Raw genomic sequence first — 7,643 nt, forward strand, 5'->3', positions numbered from 1 at the left:
TATCTATAGTTCGACGTTACACCGTCGCAAACATCGACTTGGCTTTGGCTTCCAGCAGCGTGTCCCCCATCAGGTAAATGTCGGCCTGGCGGGCGGCCTCGCGGCCTTCCGAGATGGCCCAGACAACCAGCGACTGACCCCGGCGCATATCGCCGGCGGCAAATACCTTTGGGTTTGTGGTGGTCTGGTAGTTGCTGGCTTTGACGTTACCCCGCTCATCGTACTCCACACCCAGGTCATCCAACAAACCCTGGTGCTGCGGGTATACGAAGCCGGCCGCCAATAGAGCCAGTTCGCAGGGCATATCGCGCTCCGAACCCGCTACTTCCACCATCTGCATCCGGCCGTTGACGTTCTTCCATTCCAGATCGACAATGCGCAATGCCTTCAGGTTACCATTATCGTCGCTAATAAAGGCTTTCGTGTTGATAGACCAGTACCGGTCGCAGCCTTCTTCGTGCGAAGTCGAGGTGCGGACCATCATGGGCCAGTTCGGCCAGGGGGTACTTTCGGCCCGCTCTTTCGGCGGCATCGGCATCAGTTCGATCTGGGTAACAGTAGCCGCACCGTGACGGTTGGAGGTACCTACGCAGTCGGAGCCGGTATCCCCACCACCAATGACGACCACGTTTTTGCCCGTTGCCCAGATATCACCTTGAGCATAGCTCACACCTTGATGATCTTTCTCCACCGGCAGCTCCGATACCCGCTTGTTCTGCTGGCTCAGGAACTCCATGGCAAAGTGAACGCCGTTCAGTTCACGGCCCGGTATCGGCAGGTCGCGCGGAACGGTAGAGCCGCCGGTGAGCATCACCAGGTCAAACTGCTCCATCAACTCTTTATCCTTAATGTCTACGCCGACGTTGGTGTTTGTTTTAAAGACCACGCCTTCGTCTTCCATCACCTGCAACCGGCGGTCAATCACCCATTTCTCCAGCTTAAAATCAGGGATACCATAGCGTAGCAGTCCACCAATCTGGTCGGCCCGCTCAAATACGGTAACCAAATGGCCTGCTTTGTTCAGTTGGGCCGCAGCAGCCAGACCCGCCGGCCCGGAACCGACAACGGCTACTTTTTTACCCGTCCGTTTTAGCGGAATCTGGGGAGTAACTAAACCCTTGGCGAAAGCGGCTTCAATGATCGACTTTTCAATAAACTCAATCGCTACGGGCGGTTTGTTGATACCCAGCACGCACGACGATTCGCAGGGTGCGGGGCAGATACGACCCGTAAATTCCGGGAAGTTATTGGTCGACGACAGGATCTCATAGGCATAGGCCCAGTTCTGCTCGTAAACGGCATCATTAAATTCCGGAATGATATTGCCGAGCGGACAGCCGCTGTGGCAGAAAGGGGTGCCGCAGTCCATACAGCGGGCCGCCTGCTTCTGCGAGTCGGCCTCCGTAAACGGCGTTTCAATTTCCTTATAATCGTGAATCCGCTCCTGTGGGTCGCGCTTCTTGGGCAACTCGCGGGTGAATTCTAAAAATCCAGTGGGCTTTCCCATGGTTCTCTTAAGTATGAATTTCGGAAAAATCAGTTGACAAAATACGCTATCGTAAAGCGGATACGCTGACCGTTTCGGCAGCTTGCTCGGTTTTGCGGGTGAGCAGGGCCTTCTTGTAGTCGGTCGGGAATACCTTCACGAACTGTTTGGCTGTTTCTGCCCAGTTTTCCAGAATGCCGGCGGCTACGGTGCTACCGGTCAACTGCTGGTGTTTCCCGATATATTCGCGCAGCGTTTGCCGGTCGGCTTCATCGAGCGTTTCCAGATCAACCATTTCTCTATTGCAGCGGTCCGGGAACACACCGTTCGGGTCGAAAACGTAAGCGATACCTCCGCTCATCCCGGCAGCAAAGTTCCGGCCCGTTTCACCCAGAATGATTGCCAGACCACCGGTCATGTATTCGCAGCCGTGGTCGCCGATGCCTTCTACTACTACTTTGGCTCCTGAGTTACGGACGGCAAAACGCTCGCCGGCCATACCGCGGATAAAAGCCTCGCCAGAGGTAGCGCCGTAGAAGGACACGTTCCCAACAATGCTGTTTTCTTCCGGCTTGAACTTAGCCGTCCGGTCGGGGTACACGATCAGCTCGGCACCGCAAAGGCCCTTGCCGAAGTAGTCGTTGGCGTCGCCTTCCAGCTCCAGCGTGACACCGCGGGTGTTGAAACCACCGAAGCTCTGGCCGGCCGTTCCGCGGAATTTGAAGTGGATAGTGCCGTCGGGCAGACCGGGGCCACCGTATACTTTTGATATTTCGTTCGACAGCATGGTACCCAGCGAACGGTTCAGGTTGATAACCTTATAGTCGGCTTTTACCGGTTCGGCTTCTTCCAGTGCCGGTTTGGCCCGCAACAGGAAATCCCAATCCAGAATATCCGAGATGCCGTGATCCTGCTCCTCCTGCTTGTAGAGGGCCACATCCAGGCTAACCGGCTCTTTGTACAGCAGCGCCGACAGATCTACATTCTTGTACTTCCAGTGCTGAATGTCTTTGCGCATCTCCAGCATCTGCACTTGCCCCACCATCTCATCGACGGTGCGGAAGCCCAGTTCGGCCATGATCTCACGGAGTTCCATCGCCAGGAAGGTGAACATGTTCACCACGTATTCCGGCTTACCGGTAAATAGGGCCCGCAGCTCTTTGTTCTGCGTTGCCACGCCCACCGGGCAGGTGTTCAGGTGACACTTCCGCATCATGATACAGCCCGTAGCGACCAGCGCAGCCGTGGCTACGCCAAATTCTTCGGCACCCAGCAGGGCGGCAATGGCCAGGTCGCGACCGGTCCGGATCTGGCCGTCGGCCTGAATGGTAACGCGACCGCGCAGTTTGTTCTTCACCAGTGTCTGGTGCGTTTCGGCCAGGCCCAGCTCCCACGGCAGACCCGCGTGACGGATCGAACTCAGTGGAGAGGCTCCCGTACCGCCATCGTGTCCCGAAATCAGGATATGGTCGGCATGGGCTTTGGCTACCCCAGTGGCAATCGTACCGACGCCGGCTTCGGAAACCAGCTTCACGCTGATCCGGGCGGCCCGGTTGGCGTTCTTCAGGTCGAAGATGAGCTGGGCCAGGTCCTCAATCGAATAAATATCGTGGTGGGGCGGGGGAGAGATCAGACCCACACCCGGTGTTGAGTGCCGGACGCGGCCGATCCATTCGTCTACCTTATGGCCGGGCAGCTGACCACCCTCACCGGGTTTGGCGCCCTGCGCCATTTTGATCTGTAGTTCCTTTGCATTGGTCAGGTAATGGTTGGTTACCCCGAAGCGGCCGGAGGCCACCTGCTTGATCGCCGAACTCAGGTTGTTGCCGTGTTCGTCGGGCTGGTAGCGGATTTCGTCTTCACCGCCTTCACCGGAGTTGCTCTTACCGCCGATGCGGTTCATGGCAATGGCCAGCGTCGTGTGCGCTTCCCACGATATAGAGCCGAACGACATGGCGCCCGTGGCAAACCGTTTGAAAATGGATTCGATCGGTTCTACCTCATCAAGCGGCACTGATGTGCCTTTCTTAAACTTCAGCAGCCCGCGCAGGGTCATCGCGTTCTGCGTCTGGTCGTCGATCAGCTTCGAGTATTTCCTGAATACCTGATAGTCGTTCGTTTTGGTCGAGTGCTGCAGCAGGTGAATAGTATCCGGATTGAACAGGTGACGTTCTCCGCGCTGTTTCCACTGGTATACACCGCCCACCTCCAGCCGCTGGGCCGAGATTGGCTTTTCGGGAAACGCGGCCCGGTGACGAACCTCTACCTCCCGTGCAATTTCATCAAGGCTCATACCGCCGATGCGGGAAACCGTACCGGTGAAGTAGCGCTCTATAACGTCTTTATTCAGACCAAGGCACTCAAATATCTGGGCGCCCTGGTAGGACTGCAGGGTTGAGATGCCCATCTTCGAGAAGATCTTGAGCAGTTCGCCGTTAACGGCTTTTACGTAGTTTTGGTATAATTTTTCAACCGGATAGTTGCTCTCCAGCAGGCCCTGCTCCTTCATATGGGTGATGGTCTCAAACGCCATGTAGGGGTTGATACCAGCCGCGCCGTAGCCAATCAGCGTAGCAAAGTGGTGCGTTTCCCACACATCACCCGCTTCAACCAGAATGCCTACCTTACCGCGTAGTCCCTGTCGGATCAGGTGGTGGTGTACGGCCGAGGTAACCAGCAGTGACGGAATCGGCGCATGGTCGGAGTCAATAGCCCGGTCAGAGAGAATGATAATTTCGAAGCCGTCTTCAATGGCATCTTCGGCGTAGCGGCAGACCCGCTCCAGAGCCCGCTCCAGTCCTTCGCCACCGGCATCGGCCCGGAAGTAGGTGTTCAGCGTTTTGGCCTGGAAGTGGTGCCGGTCGATGAACCGCAGCTTGTCAAATTCTTCAATGGTTAGCACCGGCTGGTCCAGTTCTACCTGCCGGCAGTGCTGGGGTGTTTCGCTCAGCAGGTTGTAGGTAGCACCCACAAACGAGATCAGCGACATGATGGACCGCTCCCGGATGGGGTCAATGGGCGGGTTGGTTACCTGCGCAAACAGCTGCTTGAAGTAGTTGGCCATGTGCTGGCTCTGATCCGACAGAACGGCCAGCGGTACGTCGGTACCCATCGATCCAAGCGCTTCCTTGCCGGTTTCGGCCATAGGTGCCAGAATCATGCGGAGGTCTTCTGACGTCATGCCGAAGGCCTTCTGGCGCTTCAGCAGGGTTTTCTCGTCGTAACGGTTATAGGAACGCACCGGAGCTTCCAGTCCCGAAATCTTCATTTTATACTCGTCCAGCCACTCCTGATACGGCTGACGCGAGCAGATATCGGCTTTCAATTCTTCGTCGGCGATGATGCGGCCCTGCTCCAGGTCAACCACAAACATCTTCCCCGGCTGCAGGCGACCTTTCTTCACCACCTTCGACTGATCGACGTCCAGTACCCCCGCTTCCGACGCCATAATAACGACATCATCTTCAGTCACCCAGAAGCGCGACGGACGCAGGCCGTTCCGGTCGAGGGTAGCGCCGACAATACGACCATCGGTAAAGGAAATAGATGCCGGACCGTCCCAGGGCTCCATCAGCGCGGCATGGTACTCGTAGAACGCACGCCGGGTGGGGTCCATCTGTTCGTTGCCGTCCCAGGCCTCCGGAATCAGCATCATCATTACGTGCGGCAGCGACCGGCCACTCATCACCAGCAATTCGATGGCGTTGTCCAGGTTGGCCGAATCCGACTGGTTATGATCGCAGATCGGCCGCAGCATATCAAGCTCTTCTTTCGTGAACTTCGACGATTCCAGCAGAGCTTCGGCCGCCTTGATCCAGTTAACATTCCCCTTAACGGTGTTAATCTCCCCGTTGTGGGCAATGTAACGGAACGGTTGCGCCAGTTTCCACGACGGAAAGGTGTTAGTTGAAAAGCGTGAGTGAATTACCGCCAAAGCCGATACCACCTCGTCGTGCTGCAGGTCCGGGAAATAATGCTCTAACTGCCCGGTTGTAAGCTGACCTTTATACGTAATGGTCCGGCAGGAGAGGGAGGAGAAATAGAAATTGTCGACACCCGCTACTGTTTCATTGATGATGCGGGTGCTGTGATTTCTTAGTACGTATAATTTTCGTTCAAAATCATCAGCGTTGGTGATAGTGGCCGGACGACGGATAAATACCTGCTCCATCTGGGGTTCGCAGGAGCGGGAGCCTTCGCCCAGATCACTGTTATCAACGGGCACTACCCGGTAACCCAGCAGTTGAAGACCCAGCTTCTTAATCTTCCGGTTCAGAACCGCCCGGCATTCATCGCGCAAGCGTTGTTCCTTCGGAAAGTAAACCATACCCACGCCGTATTCCAGCGCCGGCGGCAGGGCGATATTGAGCTTGCGGCACTCGTCAACGAAGAACTCGTGGGGGATCTGGAGCAAAATACCCGCGCCATCACCGGTGTTGGGTTCGCAGCCACAGGCCCCGCGGTGGTCCATGCGCCGGAGCATCGACAAACCGTCGGCAACAATCTGGTGAGATTTACGACCCTTGATATGGGCAACAAAGCCGATGCCACAGGCGTCGTGCTCGAATTCGGACCGGTAAAGGCCCTCAGTAGCGGGTATCCGGGAGTCAGTAGTCTGATGCCCCCGTTGGTCAATCTGGTCAGCCATGGGCGTAACGAAGTTGGTTAGGCCATTGAAAATTTAACAATTCGAAGAATTAATTGCCACTTATTAAAATTTGATAAAAGCGGCATTTCAGGAGCGTTTGTGATAAAGTCATGCAATATAATACATAAAAGATTTGGTTAAAATAGGAAACGGCGGAAGAATATTTGTGTACCTTAAGATTGTGAGTTTATTACTAATCTTTCTGTTTTAATGAATAAAAATGCAATATTGGCCGACTTTTCTTTGCTAATTTTTAATGACGAAATTGTTAGAATTAAGTTAACTAGATTAATAGTTATAACGTATCTTTCATCATTTTGATAGAAATACATACTTCCCTGGGGCGACTACCTGGCTTGTTTCAGAAAAGACAGCCTGTCTCGTATTCAGCGAAGCCCCTGATATTAACCGGTTGCTCAAACTGATTTGTATGCAATGAGTAATTATCCTACCTTAAATCACTCGTTATCAATATTTTCGCTCCTTAGTTCACCGTAACCAATGATCCGTACACTCCTTGTAGATGATGAAGCGCATTGTATTGCTACGCTTCGGTGGCATATCGAAGTCTATTGTCCCCAGGTGCAGATAATTGACACCTATTCTTCGGGAGCAGAAGGACTTACTGGTATTTGTACCCATCAGCCAGACCTGGTATTCCTCGATATAGCTATGCCGCAAATGAGTGGTTTCGATATGTTGCAGAGATTAGCTGTGATTGACTTCCATGTTATTTTTACCACAGATTATGACCTGCGTGTTATCCACGCTATCCGGTTCAGTGCCTTAGATTATATTATTAAGCCAATAGATAAAGAAGAGTAAACAAGGGCAGTCCGTAAAATCAGTCATCACCCCGGTCCGTCTATGTCTGCCGACCAACTTGCCATGCTTCTAAGAAATGCCGCTCTGCCCAGGAGTGGGTTGAAAAAGATTGCTATTTCTACGCTGGAGGGCTATGAACTGGTGCAGGCAACCGATATTATCCGTTGTGAGTCAGATAGTAACTATACCACTATTTACCTGAAAGGAAATACAAAGATAGTGGCTTCCAAAACGCTGAAAGACATAGAGGAACTACTCGAGGAACATTCCTTTTTCCGCGTCCATCATTCCCACCTGGTCAATCTGAACGAAATCAATAAATACGTTAAAGGCGACGGCGGGTACCTGGTAATGAGTGACCAATCGACTGTAAACGTAGCCCGGAGCCGAAAGGATGCGCTGCTGAATTTCTTTGCTGCTTAATAAGCTAATGCCCTCGGAGCGGAAATAGAGTATCCTTTAGATGGCAAAAAACTGTCCGGTTTTACCAAATACACAATTAAAACACCCAAGTAAACGCTGATTCTGCCAACTGCTAACTGCCGGTGGAAAAATACAAATGGTGTAAGTAAACTTACAGGTAGTCCTGAAAAAGTAATGATATGAAGTGAAAAGCCCAGTCGGGCGGTAATTTTAAGTCGCCAAACTTGAATTACCTGTCATGTCTGTTCAACATCACTGCCC

At 53.3% G+C, this 7,643-nt stretch carries 4 protein-coding genes; 2 read left to right on the top strand and 2 right to left on the bottom strand.

Annotated features, from left to right (window positions below; translation table 11 throughout):
• Positions 1 to 16 precede the first annotated feature (16 nt).
• Both ABD949_RS26160 and gltB read right to left on the bottom strand, forming a co-directional pair.
• The gene (locus ABD949_RS26160; RefSeq protein ID WP_345248624.1) at positions 17 to 1,507 is read right to left on the bottom strand and encodes a glutamate synthase subunit beta; all 1,491 of its coding nucleotides are present in this window, start codon (positions 1,505 to 1,507) and stop codon (positions 17 to 19) included.
• A 46-nt stretch (positions 1,508 to 1,553) separates the two neighbouring features.
• Entirely contained in the window at positions 1,554 to 6,134 is a 4,581-nt protein-coding gene (gene gltB, locus ABD949_RS26165) for a glutamate synthase large subunit (protein ID WP_345248626.1), read from the bottom strand.
• Between the two features lie 501 nt (positions 6,135 to 6,635).
• Between gltB and ABD949_RS26170 the strand changes: the two genes are divergently transcribed.
• Together ABD949_RS26170 and ABD949_RS26175 are read left to right on the top strand one after the other, a co-directional pair.
• Positions 6,636 to 6,959: a LytR/AlgR family response regulator transcription factor gene (locus tag ABD949_RS26170; protein WP_345248628.1), complete on the top strand. Its 324-nt coding sequence runs from the start codon at positions 6,636 to 6,638 to the stop codon at positions 6,957 to 6,959.
• A 42-nt stretch (positions 6,960 to 7,001) separates the two neighbouring features.
• Positions 7,002 to 7,382, top strand: coding sequence for a LytR/AlgR family response regulator transcription factor (locus ABD949_RS26175; protein WP_345248630.1), 381 nt, complete (start codon positions 7,002 to 7,004; stop codon positions 7,380 to 7,382).
• Positions 7,383 to 7,643 lie beyond the last annotated feature (261 nt).

It is taken from the genome of Nibrella saemangeumensis, assembly GCF_039541915.1.
Lineage (GTDB): Bacteria > Bacteroidota > Bacteroidia > Cytophagales > Spirosomataceae > Nibrella > Nibrella saemangeumensis.

Bases quoted from the DNA above. Each gene is read 5' to 3' on its own strand.
- ABD949_RS26160 (WP_345248624.1), bottom strand. From the start codon at position 1,507: ATGGGAAAGCCCACTGGATTTTTAGAATTCACCCGCGAGTTGCCCAAG.
- gltB (WP_345248626.1), bottom strand. From the start codon at position 6,134: ATGGCTGACCAGATTGACCAACGGGGGCATCAGACTACTGACTCCCGG.
- ABD949_RS26170 (WP_345248628.1), top strand. From the start codon at position 6,636: ATGATCCGTACACTCCTTGTAGATGATGAAGCGCATTGTATTGCTACG.
- ABD949_RS26175 (WP_345248630.1), top strand. From the start codon at position 7,002: ATGTCTGCCGACCAACTTGCCATGCTTCTAAGAAATGCCGCTCTGCCC.